We start from the raw sequence: 19658 nt of genomic DNA, 5'->3' as shown, positions 1-19658 counted from the left end.
CAGGTTAGGGGGTGGTGTGCCCCCAGTGGGATTCGAACCCACACTGAATGGATTTTAAGTCCACTGCCTCTGCCAATTGGGCTATAGGGGCACCGCCATTGACAGCACACCGAACCACACCGGTGAGCACAACAGCGAGCCTCATCTTACCGCGTTACCCCACAGACACAGAATCCCGTGGTCACGCCTCAAAAGACACTTGCCGCCTGGCTAATCCAGCAATAATCCCGTCCAAAATATCCTTCTCGCTCACGGTGATCTGTTCGATGCCGGCCTTAGCGTGGAAGAACTCCACAATCGCGTCAATAATCAGCGTTCCTCCACCGATAACATCGGCTCGACCAGGCAAAATCTGTGGCCGCGCCTTCCTCTGCTCCACCGTCTCCGCGCGAACCTTCGCCGTCGTCGCGAGAATATCGTCCGCGTCAAGCGTCGAAAGGTGAATCTTTTCTGGCAAGTATTCAGGCAAGTCCTGAACCACTGCGGAGACCGTCGTAAAAGTACCCGCACAACCAACAACTGTCGCCACGTCAGCAAGAGGCAATTCTTCCGCAGCCTCACGCAGATTCTTGTCGACGACCTCCCGCGCTGCCGCGCACTCCGCGTTCGTCGGAGGATCGGTGTGCAAAAAGCGCTCCGACAACCGGACGCTACCCATCTGGGTCGACACTGCCCCCACAACGTCCCCATCCTTGTCCCCCACGACGAACTCAGTCGAACCGCCACCGACGTCAATAACAACGACGCGCCCCTCGGCATCCACATCCATCGTCGCCCCGAGATATGACAGTCGCGCTTCTTCCGTGCCCTCGATCACTTCGGCAACCGCCCCTGGAGCAACCCGACCGAGCTCGGCCTTCGTCATGGCGAAGAAATCATCCCGATTCGACGCATCCCGCGTTGCTGACGTCGCCACCATGCGGACCGCACTCACGCCATGATCGAGCATCATGTCGACATATCCGCGCAGCGCAACCCGAGTCCGCTCAATCGCAGCTGGCGACAATTGCCCAGAACTATCGACGCCCTCGCCCAGACGAACAATCGTGTTCTTCCGGGTAACCTCGCGCACAACGGAACCAGACTGCGCATCGACGTCAGTAATGAGGAGGCGGATGGAATTGGTACCACAATCCACGGCAGCTAAAGAGAGCGTGCCGGGTGTCTTGTTCGGGGCGTTGCTCGATTCCGCCGACTGAGCCTCGAGCGTCGAATCGGTAGCCATGGGCAGGCTAATCCCCAGTTCTTCTACCGTCGGCCATTGATCCGGAAGGGCAGTTCCGCGCAGCTCAGGGTTCTGGGCCAGCGCTAAAGCGACGGTCTCGGTGCCCAGGCGAACGGTGTCAGGCCCCTCCGCCAGAGCGTAAGCCATGAGAACGTGCAGGCACTTCACCCGATCGGGCATTCCGCCGCCGGAAAAGGAGGTTCCCAAATCCTCAATACTGTTGCGGACGCTCAGGTAGTTTTCGTGCGCGGCCCGGTAATCGGCGGCCAGCGCCTCATCGGTTTCCAGCCGCTCGGTCATCCATTTCATGACCCCAGCGACTTCGAGTCGCGATGCCTCCGCCGTCAAACGCGGGTCAGTCAAGTAATACAGCGTCGGAAAAGGGGTACCGTCGTCCAGCCGGGGGGCCGTCGTCACGACAGCCGGCTGACCATCGGGAGTGCGATATGCCACCTCGAGAGCACCACGGGGACGCCGCCCTAATTGGTCGGTCATGATGGCCATATCGTCGTCGGACACTCCGGAGAAACTCGTCATGTCCACTTATTTTAATTCTCCCCCAGGCCGGACCTAATCCCCAGGCCGAATTCGTAGGCCGGACCTAATTCCCAGGCTGAACCTGGTTCGCGTTAGCCGGTGCCGGCGCTTGACGGTTCGGATCCGGATCATTCACCGTCGGAACACCCAATGATGGTGCTTCGTCCTCGTGCTGCTCTTTATCCGACGGCTTCTCGCGGACCGAACTCCACAACTGCGTGTACCACGGATCCTGGTGTTCGTCTTTCTTCGAATCCGATTCCTCCGGGGCGCCCGTCGTAATCGAAGGATCGATAATCCGCCAGGACGTTTCCCCCCGCTCGACCATGCCTAGTCGCAGCCGAGCCTGCTCTTTGACGAAATCATCGTCGTTATACAGATCCAGCTGTTTTTGCAGCTCAGTCTTCTCTTCTTCCTGGTGAGCTATATCAATATGAAGTTGTTGCAACTCACTACGTTGCTGAAAGTATGACTTCAGTGGCGGGGCAACAGTCATCGTCATCGCCACCACAAGACAGGCCAAAATAATCAGCCTTACCGCGGATTGTTGACTAGGAACAGTCAACACCCACTGTTTACGGCTCCCGCCGAAGCGGAATTCACGCAATCGACGTTGCGCACGACGCCGACGCGACTGACGCGCCGGCTTGGGCAACGTACCCTTACGTTCCGACGCGGTATCTGACTCAACACCAGCGTCGGAATCGGACGCAGTGACACCCTCATCAGGTTTGCCGACCTGTCGACCATTCATGCGATGGTCGGCAGCCGTTGACGCTGCAGTAGCGCTATCGGCGTGATCGCGCTCTCCCCCTGCTGCGAGAGAATCCGATCCTGCCGGCGATCCTGATTCAGGTGTACGTGCCATAGGCTGTGATCTTAGCCGTTAAAGCGCGGGAAAGCTGAGCGCCCAGCGTAAACGGCAGCGTCGCCCAAGAATTCCTCGATGCGCAGCAACTGGTTGTACTTAGCAACACGCTCAGAGCGAGCCGGAGCACCGCTCTTAATCTGGCCACAGCTGTAAGCAACCGAAAGGTCAGCGATGGTCGTGTCCTCGGTCTCGCCGGAACGGTGGGACATCATGCAGCGGTAGTTGTTGTTCTGAGCCAGCTGCACAGCGTCGGCAGTCTCAGAGAGGGAACCGATCTGGTTAACCTTAACCAGCAGGGCGTTCGCAGCCTTCTTTTCGATGCCTTCCTTCAAGCGAGCCGGGTTGGTGACGAAGAAGTCGTCGCCGACGATCTGGACCTTGTCGCCGATCTCGGCGGTGAGCTTGGTGTAGCCCTCCCAGTCGTCTTCCTGCAGCGGGTCCTCGATGGACACGATCGGGTAGTTCTCGACGAGCTCCTCGTAGACCTTGACCATGTCCTCGGCACTGTGCTCGCCGCCCTCGAAGTTGTAGACGCCCTTGTCCTTGTCGTAGAACTCGGAAGATGCAGCGTCCAGAGCGAAAGCGATGTCCTCGCCGAGCTTGTAGCCGGCCTTCTTCACAGCCTCAGCAATGAGGTCCAGAGCTTCCTTAGTGGAATCAACCGACGGAGCGAAGCCACCCTCGTCGCCAAGACCCGTGGACAGACCCTTGGACTTAATGACGGACTTCAAGTTGTGGTAAACCTCCGCACCCATACGGAGAGCCTCACGGAAGGAATCTGCACCAATCGGAGCGATCATGAATTCCTGGACGTCGACGCCGGAGTCCGCGTGGGCACCACCGTTGACGATGTTCATCATCGGTACGGGGAGTACGTGAGCGTTCGGGCCGCCGAGGTAGCGGAAGAGCTCGAGGTTGGCGGAGCTGGCAGCGGCCTTCGCCGTAGCCAGGGAGACACCGAGGATCGCGTTCGCGCCCAGGTTGGACTTGTTGTCCGACCCGTCAAGATCCAACATCACCTTGTCGACGAGGCGCTGGTCGTCAGCCTCAAGACCGGTCACTGCCGGAGCGATCTTTTCATTGACGTTCTCGACGGCCTGACGAACGCCCTTGCCCAGGTAGCGGTCGCCACCGTCGCGGAGTTCGTGAGCCTCGTGAACACCGGTGGAAGCACCGGACGGAACGCCTGCACGGCCGAACGAAGCGTCGTCAAGAAGAACCTCAACCTCAACAGTCGGGTTGCCGCGTGAGTCTAGAATCTCGCGAGCTTGAACATCGATAATCTGAGCCACAATGGCCTCCTGTTTATTCGACTACAACCTATCTAATCAGGGCCCCGCGCAATCAACAGACGCCACCGGCAACGCTGTGGCTAACACAGCACATGATGGCGAGGACGCAGCGCGACCTACGCCTTCTATTGTGGCACGATCCCGAAATAATGGCATCCATGATGAAGGTCACTCCGTTATGACGGTCACCCTACAAACCGGGCACAAAACAACAATTATCCTGCATAAATGGATATTTATAAACGTAAACGGACATTTTGGCGGGCTGGACTGTGTCCAAGAACACGCCCATAAACGGCCCTCAGGGTCGCACGAACAATGTATTCGACGTAGCGCGAACACCGCGATCTACGTATCGCCAGGACTTATGCCGGCTTCTGTTGGAGCGAATAATTGGCAGCCGCTCGCCGCACATCCTCCACGTACTGCGCCGAGTTATTGTACGAGCGCACGGCCGATTTCCACCCGTCCGCCGTCGATAAGTCACGATCAAAATCGCACAAAAGATTCACTGCCGCGACTGCAGCATCATCAATATTGTCGGGGTCAGCCTTACCATCCGCATTGGCATCAACCCCATACTTCTCCCACGACTGGGGAATGAACTGCAGGGGACCCATCGCCCGGTCCTTTTCCTTATCGCCGTCCAGTTCGCCATTGTCGGTATCGGGCAGGTTCTCCAAACCGGGTGCACCGTCCAGCTGAACGCCGCGAATGTGCGGCTTAACGTCGCCATTGGAATCAATGGAAACCGAATCAAAATGGTGCCCGTTGTAGGTGCCGTGGCGGGTTTCTACCCAGCCCAGACCAGCCAGCGTCGTCCAACCCAGATGACACCCCGGTTTCGAATGGCGGGCCACCACATTCGCATTCGCGTACGCGCTCAAGGCTTCAACAGAAATGCCGGTTTTCTTCGAAATCGGCTCCGCCCAGGTCCGAAATTCTTCCGACGTGCGCGTGTGCTTGGACGTATCGACTGCCGGAGCCGCAACCCCATTCGGCGGCGGAACGTCCGATGGAATCGGCTTTCGCATCGACGAACTATCGGTATGGACGTGGGATACCAACCAACCAATAGTGACGATGACCAGCGCCAACACCGCGAAAACAGCAATGAGGGTACGTGCAGATTTCATAACCCAGAACACAGACTCCGATTCGGTGAGATAACGGCGTTATGACGACGAACCGGGGTCCTCGTGAGAAGCCGGAGCCGACCACGACTCATCGGCAGCTGACTGCTCACGTCGTTTCCCTTCCTCCCACAAACGATTCTGCTCATCCAGGCCAACTGGACGCTCCGTCTCCTCGAACAGATAGGGAGCGCGCGTCCGCATCTTATGAACAAACGACGCCGCAACGTGCCCAATATCGAAAGCGCCGCGTCGGTTAGCTATCTCCGCATGGAAAAGAACCTGCAAGAAGATATCCGACAGCTCATCACACAGCCGCTTTTCCGACGCCAGATCCCCGGCCTGCCACGTATCGATGGACTGGGCTAACTCCTCAACTTCCTCACGCAGATAGGCAAGCAGAGACTGATGGCTTTGGCTCTGCTCCCACTCCCCTTGGTGCAACGCACGCGACATCACCGCAATGGCCTCTTCGATCTCGTTGAGAACAGCCTCCGGGATCTCACTTTGGCTCGGACTGGAAGCGTCGCCTGATTCGGTGGTTTCGTCGATGCCACCAGTGTTTTCGTCGTCAGCGGTTTCGCCATCGGCACCATCGCCCACGACAGCGGTCCCGTGAATCACACCGGCACCGGCGCTCCCCGTACCGTCCTGGTCTCCCCCGTTGCGTTGGTCAGAAGGATAATCGGACTCCCCTGCCGACGAATCCTCTGCCGACGAATCCTCTGCGTACGCTTCTTCCGACGTCTCCGCACCATCTGTCAACTGCGGAATTGCTTTCAATGCGAAGTCATAATCCGGATACGCCGCCGGATTCTCCGCCTCAATCCCCTCCAACTCGCCCGAAGCACCAGAGCTCAGCGCATTATTCGACGAGCCCGAAGCCAGCGCGCGGTCCGGCCGTCGTTGGAAATACAAGGAGGGCGCTACTAACAGCTGGTCACCACTGTGGAGCCTCTCGCGCACCCATTCGTTATAGGGATCAGTGGTGATCAATGTGTCGGTGTCATCCACCACATGGCCGCCTAGATCGGCAATCACCCAACGGATGCGGACTGGGACTTCTTCGGTGTAGCACACGTCATTGCCCACCAGAGAAACAGCGTCGACGGGCAGCATGCCAGGAAAACGAGGATCGAGGACAATGACAGACATGGCTATATATTAACGGACCTTACTTTTAGTGGAATTCTTTTGGTGACTCTTGCCCCCAGCAGTGTCCGGCTGCACACCAGAAGCAACCTCCCGGTGCGGCTTACCCAGCAACGACGTCATCACGTCCGCACACCACTGCAACAATTCCTCATCTTTGACGGCTTGGGCCCGAATACCCCGCCCTTTCTTGGGCGCTGGAACCACAACATTATGGGTTGTGGCACGGTATTGCGCACCGGGGTACAGCCGGCCCAAACGCACTCGCCCTGAATCGGGCAGTTCAATCGGCGAGAACGAAATAGCGGCCTTGTTCGCGCCGGTTGCCACAACATCGGTCACGCCACATTCGCGGCAGACCATGCGTAACCGGGCGACGGCGAGCAGCCGGTCAATTTCCTGTGGTGGCTGGCCATACCTATCCACCAATTCCGCGCGGACATTCTGCAAGGCCTCTTCGTTCTTCGCTTGAGCGAGGTCCCGGTACGCGGCCAAACGTAACCGTTCAGAGGCGATATAACTGGTCGGAATGTGTGCATCGACGTTGATATCAATGCGCGTTTCCTTATTCTCTTTATCGCTTCCGTCGATTGGCTTGCCGTCGGCCATCGCTTTGAACGCCTCGACGGCCTCACCAACGAGGCGGACATAGAGGTCAAAGCCGACGCCAGCGATGTGGCCCGACTGCTCAGCGCCCAACACATTGCCGGCCCCGCGCATTTCAAGGTCTTTCATGGCGACGGCCATCCCGGCGCCGAGATCATTGTTCTGCGCAATCGTCGATAAACGGTCATAGGACGTTTCGGTCAATGTTTGCGACGGAGGATACAAGAAATAGGCATAGCCTCGTTCGCGCGACCGGCCGACGCGACCACGAAGCTGGTGCAGCTGGGCCAATCCCATGTGGTGGGCATTCTCGACGATCAGCGTGTTGGCATTCGAAATATCCAATCCCGTTTCGACGATCGTCGTGCAGACCAACACGTCGTACTCGCGGTCCCAGAACCCTTCGACAGTGTTCTCCAGCTGATCCTCATTCATCTGCCCATGTGCCACGACCACGCGCGCTTCCGGAACAAGCTCACGAATATGTTGCGCGACCTGTTCGATAGAACGCACACGGTTGTGCACATAAAACACCTGGCCATCGCGCAACAGCTCACGACGAATAGCCGCCGCGATCTGCTTATCCTCTTGCACACCCACATAGGTCAACACGGGGTGGCGATCTTCCGGCGGGGTGAGGATCGTCGACATATCGCGAATTCCCGCCATCGACATCTCCAACGTGCGGGGAATAGGTGTCGCGGACATTGTCAACATGTCGACGTGGGAACGCAGCGCCTTGATGTGCTCCTTGTGTTCCACACCGAAACGCTGTTCCTCGTCGACAATAACGAGGCCTAAGTTCTTCCACTGCACCCCTGTCTGCAGCAGGCGGTGAGTACCGATCACGATGTCGACCTGCCCCTCGGCAAGCCCGGTCAGGACTTCGCGGGCCTGCTTCGGCGTGGTGAAGCGGGACAGCTGGCGGATCGTGATGGGGAAACCTTCCATGCGCTCGCTGAAGGTCGCGAAATGCTGCTGCGCCAGCAACGTCGTAGGAACAAGGAGAACCACCTGTTTGCCGTCCTGAACAGCCTTGAATGCGGCACGGACGGCGACCTCGGTTTTGCCGTATCCCACGTCGCCCACAATCACGCGGTCCATGGGGACGGGCTTCTCCATATCCTCTTTGACCGCTTCGATGGCGTTGTACTGGTCTTCCGTTTCCGTGAACGGGAAATTATCCTCCATTTCCCGCTGCCACGGGGTGTCCGGTGAGAACGCGTAACCCGGCGCGGCTTGGCGCTTGGCATAGAGTTGCACGAGGTCGGCGGCTATATCGCGAACCGCGGCGCGCGCTTTCTTCTTGGTGTTTTTCCAATCGGATCCGCCCATTTTCGATAGCGACGGGTTTTCACCGCCGACATACCGCGAGAGCAAATCCAGACTGTCCATAGGAACGTAAAGGTGGTCGGCTGCACCGCCTCGCTTCGACGGGGCATATTCCAGGACCATGTATTCCCGACGGGTCGCGTCAGCACCCTTGCCGACGGTGCGCTCCTGCATTTTCACGAATCGGCCGATGCCATGAGTCTCATGGACGACGAGATCGCCCGGGTTGAGCGAGAGCGGGTCGACGCGGTTGCGTTTACGCCATGGCCGACGACGGCCATCGCCATAAGCAACGATGCGGTTACCGGTGAAGTCGGTTTCGGCGACGACGAGCAGGGGCCGGGCGTCATCAACGTGCGGGATGACTAAGCCCCCGTGCAACACTGCCCGAATAACAGTGGCTTTACCCGGCGCGGACGGATTCTGGGGATCCGCATCGGGCGTCACACCGATTCCGGCCTCACGGAAACGACCGCTCATGCGTTGTGCGGAAGCGGGGGTGAGTGCCGTAAACACGAGCCGGCCACCGTGTGCCACGTGGTCGTGAAGCTCCGACATCGCTTTCTCCACGTCGCCCGGTTTCCCCTTGGGCTGAGGCCCGGTGGAGAAATCCAACTCTAGGGTGGACGATGCCTCCGCGCTGCCTAAGAACCCCGGAGGAGCACACGTCCACCAGGACAAACCGTGGTGTTCCGCCGTCTTCTCCATGGCACCCAGGGAGCGATATGCGCTCTGGTCCACGTTCAGATCATCGTTGCCGTCCTCAGCTTCCGCCAGCGCAGCGGTGTCAATCGGTGACTCCGCCCCCATCGCGGCAGCCTCCCACCCGGCTTTGACAAACTCTTTGCCGGTGGCAATCAAGTCGTCGGCCCGGCGCTGTACTTTCTCCGGCGACATCACCAGTACCGTGGTCGTCACCGACGGATCTGCGGCGGCCACTTCCTCAGGAAGCGTCACCATCGGACCGTCGAAAAGCACAGGAATGAGGGACTCCATCCCCTCAACGGCGACACCTTCGCTGATCTTCGTCAATGCGTCCGCAAGCGTGGCATTCGATGCGTGGGTGCGTGCCATTTTCTCGGCGCGGGCGCGGACGGCGTCGTCGATACGAAGTTCACGGCACGGGTAAACAGGCACGGCACCTGGATCAAAATTCTCGATAGTTCGCTGGTCCCCCACCGAAAACGCACGCAAATCGGAAATCTCGTCACCCCACAATTCGGCGCGCACCGGGAGCTCGGCCGTGGAGGGGAAAATATCCACCACACCACCGCGAACGGCGAATTCCCCCCGCTTGCCGACGAGATCCACGTGCTGATAACCCATCTCGGCTAAACGAGTGGCGATCCCCGTGACATCGGTGTCCTCCGCGAGGATGATCGGTTCGCGCTCCCCCAGGCCCTTCATGATGGGCTGGATGAACGACCGCGCCGGGGCAACGACAATGCGAATTGGCTGCTCACCGGGGATGTCATGGGGGTGAGCAAGGCGGCGAAGCACCTTTAACCGGGCACCTACTGTTTCCGAACCGGGCGACAAACGCTCATGCGGGAGCGTTTCCCAGGCGGGGAACATGGCGACGGCATCGCCCATCATGTCGCGCAATTCTGCAGTGAGATCCTGGGCTTCGCGGCTGGTCGCGGTCACGATGACAACGACAGATTTTTCGGCGATTGCCCTGGCCACCCACGACCGTGCCTCGTCGATGGCTGAGATGTGCAGCCGCGGCTCCCCCACTGAGGCCAGGACTCCTTGGAGTTTCGGCGATTGCAGCGCCAACTGCACCACCCCGGCCAAGGGTGGCCAGCCCAATCCTTCCGACGCGTCCTTCCCTTCAGGTTTGCGCACTGCCGCACGAGCAGCGTCGGACGCGGACGCATCGGATGGGGGCATGGGAGTCTGTGCAGAGGTGTGCGTCATGAGGCTGATTGTAATGGGGAACCTTGCGGCGGAGTGTCGCGGATACTAGTCGTCGGTCTCGTCCGAATCCTGGCCCTCTGAGGTGGACGAACTGGACTGCTCCGCGTCCCGCTGCTGTTGCCTGTACACCTCGGCCGGATCGGCATCCTTACCAGCACCGAGTCTGACACCTTGCTGGCCGGCCTCTCCCTCGACGTCCTCATGGAGGATCGGGTCCTTCTCCATTCCCGCGAGGCCATTCCACATGAGGTTCACGATGTGAGCAGCAACCGCGTCCTTGGGAAACACGTGTGTGTTATCGCTGTCGCTATCGCCATCACTACCGCTTCCTGCGGCTCCACCTTTTTCACTGCCGACGCTGTTCGCACTGCTTTCACTCCCGACGCCCATCGAGTTGACGGTCCACCACTGCGCCACCATCGCGACGCACCCCATCATGCCCTGGGCATAGAGCTCCGCCAGACGCTCATCTAAACCATTCCGTTTAAAAGCGTCGGCAAGAATATGGGACGCGCGATTCACCGAAAGGCCGAGCAAAGTGGAATGGACACCGTCCTCAGCCGACGAGTGATCCTCCGCCGACTTCCCATGATGCGATGCCGCCTTCGACTGCGAAGATCTCCCCACAGCCCCCACAACAGCTCCATCGCGAGCGAGAATCCGGAAACCTTCCTCATTTTTCTCCGCGAAATCCAGGACCGCGTAGACCGCCCGTTCAATTCGGATACGCGACCGCCCCTGAACGAGTGCTTCGTCGATAGTGCGGTCGAGAGCGACCATATCTTCGTCGATAACTGCCTGGTAGAGCCCCTCTTTCCCACCAAAATGTTCATAAATGACGGGCTTGGACACACCGGCGCGCGCAGCGAGCTCTTCGACGCTAGTACCTTCAATGCCTTTTTCAGCAAAGACAGGCCTACTCATAGCGATCAATTGGGAGCGACGTTCTGCTGCCGACATACGTTGACGTGTCATGTCTTCAGGATATCTGGAACGTACCCCACGTTGTCGTAGTGCTAGAAAAATGTAGAACACGAGGAAACGAGACGCGGACCTGGAACGATGGCTGCACAATAATCGCACTTAAATCGCACCTGATCGCGGGGCTGCACGGAAGGGAGCATGGGTTTGTTGGTGTGTTGTTCAGGGGAAATGGCACTTTGGGCGGCTCGTCGGGTAGAGTAAGGCGCCGCAGCGACGGACATCGTCCTCCTGTGTTTTCTCCCGTGGTGTAATAGGCAACACAGCTGGTTTTGGTCCAGCCGTTCTAGGTTCGAGTCCTGGCGGGAGAGCCACAACTATATGATCGGATCTATCACCCGAATACTCATAAACGATGGGAGAGTCCGTGAGTACTACCCCAGTTGCAGTCATTGTTTTGGCCGCAGGGGCTGGCACCCGAATGAAGTCAGATACCCCAAAAATGCTTCATCAGATTGGGGGGCGCTCACTACTCTCCCATTCTTTGTATGCAGCGAAGGGGTTGAACCCCGACCACCTCGTGGTCGTTGTCGGCCATCAGAAGGAACTCGTCGCGCAGGCTGTTGAAGCCTGGCAAGAAGAAACCTCGACGACGTCTGGCGTCGCCTTGGCTCATCAGGAGCAACAGAACGGCACCGGTCACGCCGTCATGTGCGGCATGGACAGCGATGAATTAGCTGGCTTCACGGGGACAGTCGTCGTCACGAATGCCGACGTTCCTCTCCTGTCGTCCTCGACGCTCGATTCGCTGGTCAACGCCCACACCCATGCACCGGCAGCAGCCGTGACCGTGCTTACCGTGGAAGCGCCGACACCGACGGGCTATGGGCGCATCATCCGCAATGCCGATGGCGAAGTAACAGCGATCGTCGAGGAAAAAGACGCCACCGAGGACCAGCGTCGAATCAAAGAAGTGAACACCGGCGTCTTCGCGTTCGATGCCGACGTGTTGCGCAGCTCATTGGGCAAGTTGGACACGAACAATGCCCAGGGCGAGATGTACTTGACCGACGTGCTTGGCATTGCCCGGAACGAAGGGCTCATTGCCCGCGGGCACATGGCCCATGATCCCGCAGAATTGGCCGGTGTGAATGATCGCGTCCAGCTAGCTGCCGCCGGGCGGGTGCTCAACCGGCATATTTGCGAGCAGCATATGCGCAACGGGGCCACCATCATCGATCCCGAATCCACGTGGATTGATGTCGATGTCACTATCGGACGTGATGTCACCATTCATCCGGGGACTCAACTTCACGGTACAACACATATTGAGGACAACGCGGAGATCGGACCCGATACCACCCTCACTAATGTCACCGTTGGTTCGGGAACTCAAGTTGTCCGCTCGCACGGTTCCGATTCCACCATTGGCAGCAATGCCCACGTCGGTCCGTTCTCCTACCTACGCCCCGGAACTCACTTGGGCGACGAGGGGAAGATCGGGACCTACGTCGAGACCAAGAATGCCACCATCGGCCGTGGTACGAAGGTTCCGCACCTCACTTATGTTGGCGACGCCACCATCGGCGAGTATTCGAATATCGGATGCTCCTCGGTGTTCGCGAACTATGACGGGGTGAACAAGCACCACACGACCGTCGGGTCCCACGTCAGGACAGGCTCTGATACCACCTTCGTTGCGCCTGTGACCGTGGGCGATGGCGCCTATTCCGGGGCGGGAACGGTGATTACCGACGACGTTCCCGCTGGTGCGCTGGTTGTCCCGGGTGCCCGGCAGCGGGTCATCGAAGGGTGGGTGGCTAAGAAACGCCCGGGAACTGCAGCAGCGCGCGCGGCAGAGGCCGCCGGTACCCCCGAAAGCACAGGTAAAGCCCCCAGCAATTCGGCACCATCTGACAACTCGCGGACTAATAGGACGTAGTATCACTAAGTGCCGGGGATAGTTGGTGAGTCCCACTATCCCATGCCTGCAGGGTTAATCAGATTTCCACTCTGACTGCCGATAAACGTGATCACCGTGGTCAACACAGAAAGGCATACCGTGAATTCACACTGGACGGAAAACCAGAAAAACCTCATGCTCTTCTCTGGGCGTGCCCACCCCGCTCTGGGAGAGCAAGTCGCCAAAGAACTAGGTATCGAGCTCACCCCCACCACCGCCCGCGACTTCGCCAATGGCGAGATCTTCGTTCGCTTCGAGGAATCCGTCCGCGGTTGCGATGCTTTCGTCTTGCAGTCCCACCCGCAGCCGCTGAACAAGTGGCTGATGGAACAGCTCATTATGATCGACGCGCTTAAGCGTGGATCTGCAAAGCGCATCACAGCAATTCTCCCCTTCTACCCCTATGCCCGCCAGGATAAGAAGCACCGTGGCCGCGAGCCGATTTCCGCTCGCCTGGTTGCAGACCTCTTGAAGTCTGCCGGGGCAGATCGTATTGTGTCTGTGGACCTCCACACGGACCAGATCCAGGGATTCTTCGACGGTCCTGTTGATCACATGCACGCTATGCCGATCCTCACGGATTACGTCAAGGCCAACTACGACACGTCGAACATCGTTGTGGTCTCCCCCGACGCAGGTCGTGTCAAGGTGGCCGAAAAGTGGGCACAGGTCCTGGGTAACGCACCCCTCGCCTTCGTCCACAAGACCCGCGACATTGACGTCGCGAACAAGATTACGTCCAACCGTGTTGTCGGTGACGTGTCCGGCCGAACCTGTGTGCTGCTCGACGACATGATCGACACTGGCGGAACCATTGCAGGCGCTGTCAAGGTGCTCCGTGAAGCTGGCGCGAATGACGTCATTATCGCCACGACCCACGGTGTGTTCTCTGATCCGGCTCGCGAGCGCCTGTCCGAATGTGGTGCGCGCGAAGTGATTACCACCGATACGCTGCCGCAAAACACGGATCACTGGGACAACCTCACGGTTCTATCGATTGCCCCGCTGTTGGCAAAGACCATTCACGAGATCTTCGAAAACGGATCCGTCACCAACCTCTTCGAGTAAGCGACCCCCGTCGGCGCTGACTACGTTGTCGCTACTTGCCTCGCATCGTCGCTACCCGATGAGCGAGGTTCTCGGCCGGACGAACGTTTGGTTCCTCCGGCCAATCTTGCTATCCTGGGCCGGTATGTCTCGGCGAGGGCGGCCCGTAACCGTGCACACACAAGAACTGTGCACAAGTACAGGGCCCCGTTATCGACGCGATGAAAATCTACAGCGGCATACACACGGCTCGGCGAAGCCAGCCCACTGGTATGCAATGGTTCCCACTGCGAAACCATTCCGCTTTTTCTGCGTGATTCTCTCTCCGGGGCGACAGACGCGCAGATATTCCTACACTACGTTCCTTTCTGCTCGTTCATCGCTGATGATTGGAGATTATTGTGGCAACAAACATTACCGACCTTGAAGCATTGCCCCGTCACGAATTTGGCAAAGGCGCTTCCCGGCGTCTGCGTCGCGCAGGCCGCATCCCTGCCGTGATCTACGGCAAAGAACTCGACGCGCCCATCCACATTTCGGTGGACTCCATCGAATTCCACGCAGTTCTGCGTAACCACGGCGCCAACGCCATCGTCGACCTCAACGTTGACGGCGAAAAGCACCTGACCATGGTGAAGGCCGTCGACCAGAACGTCCTCACGCTCGACGCCGACCACGCTGACCTCCTGGCTATTCGCCGCGGCGAAAAGGTTGAGGTTGAGGTTCCGGTTGTTACCGAGGGCGAGGTTGCTCCGGGTGCCATGCTCATGCAGGATGTCGACGTTATCGACGTCGAAGCCGACGTTCTGTCCATTCCGGAAGAAATCACCATTGATGTTGAGGGTCTGGAAGTTGGTACCCAGATCACCGCTGGCGACGTCCAGATGCCGGCCAACACGACGTTGATCTCTGATCCGGAGACGTTGATCGTTAACGTGGTCGTTCCTGAGGTTGCCGACACCGACTCTGACAACGAGGAAAGCACCGAGGCTGAAGAGGCCGAAGGCGAGGCCACCGAGGCTGAGGGCGAGTCCGAAGAGGGCGAGTCCGAAGAGTAATTCAGACCGTTTTCCGTGGGTATGTTTTCAACGTCTCAATCACGCGGCGGGAGCGCGTCGCGGCGTAGTTCGGCCGGAAGCCGGGGCACTGACTCACAGTCATTCCTGGTGATCGGGCTGGGCAATCCCGGCTCTCAATACGAGGGCACTCGCCACAATATTGGCCAGATGGCCCTCGACGAGGTGGCGTCCCGCGCACTCCCCGTCCCCGTGACTTTATCGACGCACAAGAAAACGAACACGGATTCGGCGGAGATGTCGCTGTCAGGCCCGAATGGTTCGTCTGTCTCCCTTATTCTGGGCCGTCCGCGGTCATATATGAACCTCTCGGGTGGGCCGACCTCTGCCTTGGCTCGCTTCTTCCACATTTCTCCCCAGAACGTCATTGTTCTCCACGACGACCTCGACCTCGATTTCGGGACAGTTCGTCTTAAACGGGGCGGTGGCGAAGGCGGCCATAACGGGCTGAGGGATATCACCAAAGCCTTGGGGACGAAAGATTATCTCCGGGTGCGATTAGGAATTGGCCGCCCACCTGGACGTATGTCCCCCGCAGACTTTGTCTTAAAAAAGTTTTCGACGCGGGAATCCGTCGATGTGGATCTGATGTGTTCTACTGCTGCGGACGCCGTGGAGCTGCTGGCAACCCGCGGGTTGGAGTATGCCCAGAACACGATTCACGGGCGCTAGGCGCTAGGCCACGCTGGCGTTACCTGCGATTCCTCAATTTCTGAAGCGTCCGCTTGAGGTTATCGTCGTCCAACTCCGCGGTATCGACCTTGCGTAACTGCGCGAAGACATACGGGCACCGCATACACCGCGGCGACGAGTGACAGCACTTCTTCTTTGGCCCTTTTTCCAGGCATTTCGCTACTTCTTTATGCAGCGCGGTGGCCCCCATCGCCGACGGTGTCTCATTGAAGAGCACGCCCTTCTTGCGTGCTTCCAACCGGGCGTAATACTGCGCCTCGTAGGCTGCTTCCGCATCACGAAATGGGCACGGTTTTCGTTCTCCGTCGCACCCCGAATCGGCATCACATGGGCGTCGGATGGTCACATCTGCTGAAGAGTATGAGTAAGCACTGACTGCACGCTGGCGTGACGTGCGCTTTTTTCGCTTACCCACAATGATGACCTCTTGAGACTAATTACCTACCTTCACATTTCAGCCTTATTCCTCCAGTTTGGGCTGGTTAGGCTGATCGCTGTGAGGTTTCCCTTGTGCTCTCAGCCCTAACCATAACACCGGGACAGTAGCCTCTGTAAGAATTGGGGGTGAACGTTGATCCCCCTATTCTTGTCGGCAATTGTTCTTAAAGGTTGGTTGCGCCCTTCATGGGGTCACTGGCCCAACGCACGCTGTCCTCTCCCACCCTTTTCCCCGGAAATTCTCAGCGGAATTCTCAGCAAAACGTCTCTAGGATGAGAACGAAAGAGCATGGCGTAAACCGAAATACTTTCGCCTGTCCTTCTACAAGGCCCTGGGGCGCACCAATATCCCTGGGCAACCCATCTTTCCAATCATCAAACAGTTATTAGCGAGGAGACAGCCCTTGTCCATTCGTCCCAATGCGATCACCGATCCGCATATGAACCGCGGTACCGCATATACATATGAAGAGCGTAAGAAACTTGGACTCACCGGCCGGCTACCGTCGGGAGTGGAAACCCTCGAATCTCAGGCACAGCGCTGCTATCAGCAATTAAGCCAATTCGAAAACAACCTCAACAAATATCATTACTTAGACGAACTGCACGGCCGTAACGAGACCGTCTATTTCAAACTCCTCGTTGACCACCTCAAAGAGCTCCTCCCCATCGTGTACGACCCCACCATCGGCGACGCGATTGAAAACTGGTCACAGGACTACCGCCGCTCACACGCTGTATATCTCTCCATCGATCGTGTCGACGAAATCCGCGAAAGCTTCGAAACCCTGGGACTTGGGCCCGACGACGTCGACCTCATCGTCTGCTCCGATGCCGAAGAAATCCTGGGCATCGGCGACTGGGGAGTCAACGGAACCGATATCGCCATCGGAAAACTGGCCATCTACACCGCTGCTGCGGGCGGCGACCCCTCGCGCGTGATCGCGGTCAACCTCGACGTCGGTACTGATAATGAGGACCTCCTCAATTCGCCCTTCTATCTGGGGAATCGTCACGCACGCGTCCGTGGCGAGCGCTACGACAACCTGATTTCCGAGTACTTGCGCGTCGCGAGCGATATGTTCCCGAACGCGCTCCTACACTTTGAGGACTTCGGCCCGTCAAATGCGCGCCGTATTCTTCGCGACAATGCCGACAGCTACCGCATCTTTAACGATGACATGCAAGGCACAGGGGCTATTGTCACCGCCGCGGTCATGGCGGGGATGAAGGCAAACAACACCACGTTCGCTGACCAGCGTCTCGTCGTTTATGGTGCGGGAACAGCGGGCACAGGTATGGCAGACCAGATTCGCGCCGGAATGATTCGCGACGGTTTGAGCGAGGAAGAAGCGACACGGCGGATCTGGCTGATCGACGTCAACGGGTTGGTCACCGATGACATGGATAACCTCCCGGATTACCAGCAAACTTATGCGCGACCTGCGTCGGAAGTGAAAGACTGGGGCGGGAAAGATGGGAAAATCGGGTTGCTCGATGTGGTTCGCCATGCCCAGCCCACCATCCTCATCGGCACCTCGACTGACCACGGGGCATTTACCGAACCTGTGATCCAGGAGATGGCGAAACACTGCGACCGGCCCATCGTGCTGCCGTTGTCTAACCCAACCTCGCGCATTGAAGCGATGCCTGCCGACGTCGTGAAGTGGTCAGATGGGCGCGCTCTTGTCGCGGCGGGGATCCCCGTTGACGACTTCGAGTACAACGACGTCACCTACGAATTTGGCCAGGGCAACAATGCGTTGCTGTACCCAGGCCTCGGGTTGGGTGTCATCGTGTCACGAGCAGATCGTGTGACCGACGGAATGCTGCTGGCTGCGGCCTCGGCGGTTGCCAAGCAGGTGGACGCCTCCCAGCTTGGTGCGCCTATCCTGCCGCCGGTCGAGAATCTGCGGGCATCGTCGGCTCGGGTTGCGGAAGCCGTGATCCGTGAAGCGGTCGAGTCCGGTGTTGCGCAAAATGAGCCCGACAATGTTGTTGAGGCGGTTCGTCTCGCGATGTGGTGGCCGGAGTATCCGGACGAGCTAGCCACGGAACACGAGGGTGACAAGAAATAGACGACGAGGGATAGCCGACGGGGAATAAAACAGTGCGTACCCGTGCGCCGTGTACTTCTTATCCACTACCTGCCTTGAAGTAAAAGATCGACGACGCTGCCAGCGGTTCCTCCATGGGCGTATTCAACGCTCTGACCAGCCCATAATGACATGGAATCCGTCTGCTCTTGCTTGGTCGCGGCCTTCCGAATCGGCGAGGTGAGCCCATTGACCGCGGGATAGACCGATGGTGCGTTGGGGTGGGCGTCGATAAACGCGTTGCGACGCCCGCGTGCTGGCCGCCCGGAGTACGCGCGGGTGATCACGGTGTCGTCGGCCGTCGCTGAAATGAGTGCCTGTTTGTAAGGCTCATTCGTTCCCGCTTCGTCCGTCGCGGCGAAAATGGTTCCGGCTGCAACGGCGTCCGCCCCGTGGCGTAACGCCTCTCCTACGTGATCGGGAGTCGCGATGCCTCCTGCCGCGATGATGGCTGGGCGCGTCGGCGCGTCCGTGTTCGCGAATAGATCGGATACTGCCTGTACAAAGGACATCAATGGCTCGGAGCCGGGCTCTTCATCGGGTGTCATTGTCGCGCGGTGTCCACCGGCTTCCGGACCCTGAACAACGACAGCAGCCACGCCTCGGTCGGCCGCGGTCTGCGCTGCGTGGGTGGTGGCGACAGTTGCCCACACTTCAATTCCGCGCGATTGGAATTCGTCGACCAATTCCTCGGACGGGAGACCAAAGGTAAAACTCAGGACATCGGGGACCGAAACGGCCTCGTCGTGATTATCACCGTCAGCGGGACCCTCCCCTTGTTGCTCTCGTTGGGCGAGGCGTCGGCGTATGACCGCGAGCTTCCCCTCCCACTGGTCGTCAGTAGTCCAGTTCAACTCGGGTTCGGCCACACCGAATCGTTCGTAATCGTTCGCCAGCTCATCGCGGTATGCCGCAGCGCGATCGCGGTCCACTCCCGAGGGGCTGGGTTGTGGCACAAAAAGGTTGAGGCCATAAAAGGGTTGTGCACCGCGTTGTCGTGCCCGTTGAGCAACGTCGTCAAGTTCTTTCTCTACCGCTTCTGGGGTTTTGTAGCCCGCTGCTAGGAAACCGAGCACTCCGTGGGCAGCAACGGCATCAACCAACGCCGGCGAGGAGGGACCTCCCGCCATCGGGGCGGCGATAATGGTTCGGTAGGCTCTCGATTTCACTGTTGATTGTGCGGCTTCTTTCGGTTGTGTGTTCTGGGTCTCATTCATGGCGCTGAGAGTACAGCGTCATGACCGGGCAGAAAGGTAAAACACTAAAAACACTGCCCCCACTGTGGTGCGGCTATCATAGAGCGGTTAGATTAACGACGGCCTACACTGACGCCATTGCGGCAGCCGGACACAACCG

The 19658-nt window shown here is 58.6% G+C and carries 14 protein-coding genes, 2 tRNA genes and 1 pseudogene; 6 read left to right on the top strand and 11 right to left on the bottom strand.

Features of this window, described 5'->3' with window-relative positions; translation table 11 throughout:
* Nucleotides 1-17 precede the first annotated feature (17 nt).
* From CKROP_RS02730 to CKROP_RS02695, 9 genes and pseudogenes are all read right to left on the bottom strand, one after another.
* Nucleotides 18-91, bottom strand: a tRNA-Leu gene (locus CKROP_RS02730).
* Between the two features lie 90 nt (nucleotides 92-181).
* Nucleotides 182-1138: a Ppx/GppA phosphatase family protein gene (locus CKROP_RS11660; protein ID WP_041629165.1), complete on the bottom strand. Its 957-nt coding sequence runs from the start codon at nucleotides 1136-1138 to the stop codon at nucleotides 182-184.
* Nucleotides 1139-1357: 219 nt separating this feature from the next.
* Nucleotides 1358-1720: pseudogene (locus CKROP_RS11655) on the bottom strand (DUF501 domain-containing protein); the annotation flags it as partial.
* 106 nt (nucleotides 1721-1826) lie between these two features.
* Nucleotides 1827-2630, bottom strand: a complete 804-nt coding sequence (locus CKROP_RS02720) for an FtsB family cell division protein (protein ID WP_012731210.1) — start codon at nucleotides 2628-2630, stop codon at nucleotides 1827-1829.
* 11 nt (nucleotides 2631-2641) lie between these two features.
* Entirely contained in the window at nucleotides 2642-3925 is a 1284-nt protein-coding gene (eno, locus tag CKROP_RS02715; protein ID WP_012731209.1) for a phosphopyruvate hydratase, read from the bottom strand.
* A gap of 365 nt (nucleotides 3926-4290) precedes the next feature.
* Complete coding sequence (locus CKROP_RS02710) at nucleotides 4291-5061, bottom strand: lytic transglycosylase domain-containing protein (RefSeq protein ID WP_012731208.1); 771 nt, start codon at nucleotides 5059-5061, stop codon at nucleotides 4291-4293.
* 39 nt (nucleotides 5062-5100) lie between these two features.
* Nucleotides 5101-6213, bottom strand: coding sequence for a MazG nucleotide pyrophosphohydrolase domain-containing protein (locus tag CKROP_RS11650; protein WP_012731207.1), 1113 nt, complete (start codon nucleotides 6211-6213; stop codon nucleotides 5101-5103).
* A 9-nt stretch (nucleotides 6214-6222) separates the two neighbouring features.
* Entirely contained in the window at nucleotides 6223-10068 is a 3846-nt protein-coding gene (mfd, locus tag CKROP_RS02700) for a transcription-repair coupling factor (RefSeq protein WP_012731206.1), read from the bottom strand.
* 45 nt (nucleotides 10069-10113) lie between these two features.
* Nucleotides 10114-11043: a TetR/AcrR family transcriptional regulator gene (locus CKROP_RS02695; protein WP_052292337.1), complete on the bottom strand. Its 930-nt coding sequence runs from the start codon at nucleotides 11041-11043 to the stop codon at nucleotides 10114-10116.
* A 245-nt stretch (nucleotides 11044-11288) separates the two neighbouring features.
* On the opposite strand from CKROP_RS02695, the gene CKROP_RS02690 reads away from it, so the two are divergent.
* From CKROP_RS02690 to pth, 5 genes are all read left to right on the top strand, one after another.
* Nucleotides 11289-11363 (top strand) — tRNA-Gln (locus tag CKROP_RS02690).
* Nucleotides 11364-11404: 41 nt separating this feature from the next.
* Entirely contained in the window at nucleotides 11405-12931 is a 1527-nt protein-coding gene (gene glmU, locus CKROP_RS02685) for a bifunctional UDP-N-acetylglucosamine diphosphorylase/glucosamine-1-phosphate N-acetyltransferase GlmU (RefSeq protein WP_041628763.1), read from the top strand.
* Nucleotides 12932-13051: 120 nt separating this feature from the next.
* Nucleotides 13052-14020, top strand: a complete 969-nt coding sequence (locus CKROP_RS02680) for a ribose-phosphate diphosphokinase (protein WP_041629161.1) — start codon at nucleotides 13052-13054, stop codon at nucleotides 14018-14020.
* A gap of 380 nt (nucleotides 14021-14400) precedes the next feature.
* Complete coding sequence (locus tag CKROP_RS02675; protein ID WP_012731202.1) at nucleotides 14401-15057, top strand: 50S ribosomal protein L25/general stress protein Ctc; 657 nt, start codon at nucleotides 14401-14403, stop codon at nucleotides 15055-15057.
* Between the two features lie 21 nt (nucleotides 15058-15078).
* The gene (pth, locus tag CKROP_RS02670) at nucleotides 15079-15747 is read left to right on the top strand and encodes an aminoacyl-tRNA hydrolase (RefSeq protein WP_012731201.1); all 669 of its coding nucleotides are present in this window, start codon (nucleotides 15079-15081) and stop codon (nucleotides 15745-15747) included.
* Between the two features lie 19 nt (nucleotides 15748-15766).
* On the opposite strand, the gene CKROP_RS11645 is transcribed toward pth, so the two are convergent.
* Entirely contained in the window at nucleotides 15767-16114 is a 348-nt protein-coding gene (locus tag CKROP_RS11645; RefSeq protein ID WP_237698435.1) for a hypothetical protein, read from the bottom strand.
* Between the two features lie 496 nt (nucleotides 16115-16610).
* Between CKROP_RS11645 and CKROP_RS02660 the strand changes: the two genes are divergently transcribed.
* Nucleotides 16611-18284 (top strand): NAD-dependent malic enzyme, encoded by a 1674-nt coding sequence (locus CKROP_RS02660; RefSeq protein WP_012731199.1) that lies wholly within the window; start codon nucleotides 16611-16613, stop codon nucleotides 18282-18284.
* A 65-nt stretch (nucleotides 18285-18349) separates the two neighbouring features.
* On the opposite strand, the gene CKROP_RS02655 is transcribed toward CKROP_RS02660, so the two are convergent.
* A complete protein-coding gene (locus CKROP_RS02655; RefSeq protein ID WP_012731198.1) occupies nucleotides 18350-19519 on the bottom strand; it encodes an NAD(P)H-dependent flavin oxidoreductase in 1170 nt (389 codons plus the stop codon).
* Nucleotides 19520-19658: the final 139 nt, after the last annotated feature.

This window comes from Corynebacterium kroppenstedtii DSM 44385, assembly GCF_000023145.1.
In the GTDB taxonomy this organism is placed as follows: Bacteria; Actinomycetota; Actinomycetes; order Mycobacteriales; family Mycobacteriaceae; genus Corynebacterium; species Corynebacterium kroppenstedtii.
This window is presented reverse-complemented; position numbering and strand designations above follow the sequence as displayed.

Excerpts from the sequence above, each read along its gene's own strand:
- CKROP_RS02710 (WP_012731208.1), bottom strand. The coding sequence starts at position 5,061 with ATGAAATCTGCACGTACCCTCATTGCTGTTTTCGCGGTGTTGGCGCTG.
- CKROP_RS02695 (WP_052292337.1), bottom strand. The coding sequence starts at position 11,043 with ATGACACGTCAACGTATGTCGGCAGCAGAACGTCGCTCCCAATTGATC.
- CKROP_RS11650 (WP_012731207.1), bottom strand. The coding sequence starts at position 6,213 with ATGTCTGTCATTGTCCTCGATCCTCGTTTTCCTGGCATGCTGCCCGTC.
- CKROP_RS02720 (WP_012731210.1), bottom strand. The coding sequence starts at position 2,630 with ATGGCACGTACACCTGAATCAGGATCGCCGGCAGGATCGGATTCTCTC.
- pth (WP_012731201.1), top strand. The coding sequence starts at position 15,079 with ATGTTTTCAACGTCTCAATCACGCGGCGGGAGCGCGTCGCGGCGTAGT.
- glmU (WP_041628763.1), top strand. The coding sequence starts at position 11,405 with ATGGGAGAGTCCGTGAGTACTACCCCAGTTGCAGTCATTGTTTTGGCC.
- CKROP_RS02655 (WP_012731198.1), bottom strand. The coding sequence starts at position 19,519 with ATGAATGAGACCCAGAACACACAACCGAAAGAAGCCGCACAATCAACA.
- mfd (WP_012731206.1), bottom strand. The coding sequence starts at position 10,068 with ATGACGCACACCTCTGCACAGACTCCCATGCCCCCATCCGATGCGTCC.